The 2,343-nt window shown below is 43.7% G+C and carries 2 protein-coding genes; one reads left to right on the forward strand and one right to left on the reverse strand.

The features are described 5' to 3' along the window. The first annotated feature begins 582 nt into the window (after positions 1-582). Positions 583-1,446, forward strand: coding sequence for a hypothetical protein (locus tag L976_RS01425; RefSeq protein WP_037418173.1), 864 nt, complete (start codon positions 583-585; stop codon positions 1,444-1,446). 293 nt (positions 1,447-1,739) lie between these two features. Here the strand turns inward: L976_RS01425 and L976_RS01430 are convergent. Continuing rightward, positions 1,740-2,343, reverse strand: a 604-nt coding sequence (locus L976_RS01430) for a M28 family peptidase (RefSeq protein WP_047533461.1), incomplete at its 5' end; no start/stop codon positions are given.

Raw genomic sequence — 2,343 nt, forward strand, 5'->3', positions numbered from 1 at the left:
AATTGATGCGGTCTCGTTAAGCTCTTATCGGCGGCTCAGTCTCTACTGGGCCGTTTTTTTAGGCTTTACGACATATTCCCGCCACTAGGGCGTGTTGACGTTTCAGGGTTATTTTTGCAGCAATGTGGCTGGCTTTTATGCAAGGCAAAGTCCGTACAGTGTAGTTATTCAACATAAACGGACGATAACGCAGTAGAAAAGCCAGCCAAATGCTGCCCGAAGGGTTCGTCTGGCAAGCCCTTGCTCTTACTTTCTGTCATAAGAGCCGCTCGTCATTTGAGTAAACTACACATCATTCCTCCTTTCGCGAGCACGTACTTGCCAGAACGAACAAAATCTAATCTCGAAACGTCAACACACCCTAATCACCAAGATGTAAATTACTGTGATCCCTCCCTCAAGCCTGCAATACCAAAGCGATTAACCATACAACTTTTGTTTTAAATCACGAAAATTCACACTTTCCAAAACATTTTATTCACATTTAAAGATTTACTGATACACTCCAAATGGTCATAACTTATGGCACTTAAGTCTGATGTTATCGCTGGATATAATAAGAAGAATACTGGAGTAGCGTTGATTTCCACTCGTCTAACCCCCTTAGTGATCGCCCTTCTCACTTGCACTCCTGTGCTGGCGGGCGAATTCAGCTTGGAGCTAGGGGGATTTTATTCGCAGTCAGATACCAATATGGAAGTGACTAACCCGAATACCGCGAGTAACTTCACCTTAAACTATGAGTCCGATCTGCAACTGGCCGAAAACGAATTTTTGCCCTTTGTTGAGCTAAATTATCACTTCAACGAACGCCATCATCTTTACCTCGACTGGAAACAACTACACCGCACAGCCGAAACCCAAGCCCTTTCCAAACCCTTCCAAATTGAAATTAACGATACAATTTACGATATTAAAGCAGGCGGAAAACTCAGCTCCACCTTAAATATCGATATTCTACGTGTTGGTTACGGTTTTGATGCAATTCAAGGCAGTAACTATGATGTTGGTTTGTCTCTTGGTTTACACACAATGTTTATCAAGACAGGATTTGAAGGCATTATCGGCGTCTGTAAAGCCTCTGAGTTACTGAATAATGTCTGTGCGAGCCAGGCAATACCGCAAATTGTCGATGAGAATATCACTGCACCACTGCCGGACTTTGGCGTCTATGCTAATTACGAATTTATTTCTGGATGGGATTTAACCACTCACGCCCAGTATTTCTATATCAACCTCAATGATGTCAAAGGCGAGTTGGTTGATATTAAATTAGGCATAGATGCGCAAATTACTCCCAATTGGCGTATGAGTGTTGCCTATAACTATTACAAAGTTGACGTCGATATCGCACAAAAGTCCCCAAATAAAGAGACTCAAATTGCCGATTACAATATTTACTACAGTTTTATCGGCCCCATGCTTTCTGTTAGCTACACCTTCTAGTTAACCTGAACTCGGGATAACCAGTGTCGAAAAAATCTAAATTTAACAAACTAAATCAATGCTATAAATGATTCTTTTGAAAAGAAAAATCTTTTTTCTAACGGAATGCGCAGATTTTTGCGCATATCAAGGCGCTCAGTCTTACGCCATAGCGCGCTATGGTGAGACAGAGCAATGCAGAGAGGCGCCCGAAAAGATGCCTATTCAGCGGCTCTGCTTATCCCGAGCTCAGGTTAATTAATTGAATAAACATAAAAAAGGACGCAGCAGCGTCCTTTTTACCTTAATCGGAATTACTTTTTACGGCCATCCTGCTCACGCTTAGTCTTAAAATCCGATGCTTCTAACCAATGCGGCCAATCTTTACCATTGGCTAAGGTGGTTAACATACTCGCCATCAGATCTAAATCCTGCTTCACCCCTTCGAGGGTCCAGTTAGGATCATAATCATCGGCTCCTTTATGGTATTTATGGGCAATGTAGTCAGGATCCGTATCCCCAAGGCTCATAAATAACAAGCCGGGCACGCCTTGCTGGGCCAGAGCGAAGTGGTCCGATCTAAACATCAAACCATTTTGTGGTCTTGGATCGCCCTTCACCATCCGCCCCTGCGCCTTAGCGGCCTTATCCAAATAGGTTTCTAGCTCAGACACGCCCTCACCATAGCGCAGAATATAATCTACCCCTTGGTTCATATTCATGCCGTCAATATTTAAAAAAGCGACAATGTTTTTGGTCGGTACAGTGGGATGCTGAGCAAAATGCTGAGCACCGATCAGCCCTGTTTCTTCGGCGGTAAAGGCACTAAACAGAATCGAGCGCTCAAGCGGCGCCGTTTTTGCTTGTTTGGCAAAGTAACGCGCAAGCGCTAACACACCTGCCACACCACTGGCATTA

The organism is Shewanella sp. ZOR0012, from assembly GCF_000798835.1.
Classification (GTDB): Bacteria; Pseudomonadota; Gammaproteobacteria; order Enterobacterales; family Shewanellaceae; genus Shewanella; species Shewanella xiamenensis.